Source organism: Mycobacterium sp. 1165196.3, from assembly GCF_001673415.1.
Taxonomy (GTDB): Bacteria; Actinomycetota; Actinomycetes; order Mycobacteriales; family Mycobacteriaceae; genus Mycobacterium; species Mycobacterium europaeum_A.
The window spans coordinates 1-782 of sequence record NZ_LZLU01000024.1; the positions used below are offsets into that span (position 1 = coordinate 1).

The window sequence follows — 782 nt, forward strand, 5'->3', positions numbered from 1 at the left end:
AAAACCGCTACCGGGGAAGGCATTTTCACCGCGCTACAGGCGATCGCGACGGTCGGCTCGGTGATGGGCGGCGGCGACGGTCCGCCGCCGGCCCGCATCGTGCTGCTCTCCGACGGCGGCGAAAACAAGCCTTCCAATCCCAGCGATCCGCACGACGGCGTCTACACGGCGGCGCGGCTGGCCAAGGACGAGGGCGTGCCGATCTCGACGATCTCGTTCGGGACCAAGGGCGGCGAGATCGAGATGGACGGGCAACGCATCGCCGTCCCGGTCTCGACCGACCAGATGAAGATGGTGGCCAAGCTGTCCGGCGGGCAGTCGTACACCGCCACCACCCTGGGCGAGCTGGAAAAGAGCTACAACGCCATCGAGAACGAGATCGGCTACCGCACGGTGCCGGGGCCGGGCAGCTCCGGCTGGCTGCGGCTGGCCGTGCTGACCGCCCTGATCGCGACCGCGCTGGCACTGCTGATCAACCGGCGCCTGCCCAGCTGACTCAGGCGGGCAGCCTGCGGTTCAGCAGGAGCCCGGCCAGGATGGCGCCGGCCAGGACGAACGCGCCGAGCAGCATCCAGGCCAGGCTGGCGTCGCCCTTCACGGTTTCGTAGCCGATCTCGTTCTCGATGGCGTTGTAGCTCTTTTCCAGCTCGCCCAGGGTGGTGGCGGTGTACGACTGCCCGCCGGACAGCTTGGCCACCATCTTCATCTGGTCGTCCACCGGAACCGGGATGGTGGCGCCCTCGTAGTCGACGGTGCCGTACGGGGTGCCGAACGAGATCGTC

The 782-nt window shown here is 68.2% G+C and carries 2 pseudogenes; one reads left to right on the forward strand and one right to left on the reverse strand.

What is annotated here, in order from left to right:
* Positions 1–495, forward strand: a pseudogene (locus tag A5659_RS02765) (hypothetical protein); the annotation flags it as partial.
* Position 496: 1 nt separating this feature from the next.
* On the opposite strand, the pseudogene A5659_RS28035 reads toward A5659_RS02765, so the two are convergent.
* Positions 497–782 (reverse strand): annotated as a pseudogene (locus A5659_RS28035) (hypothetical protein); the annotation flags it as partial.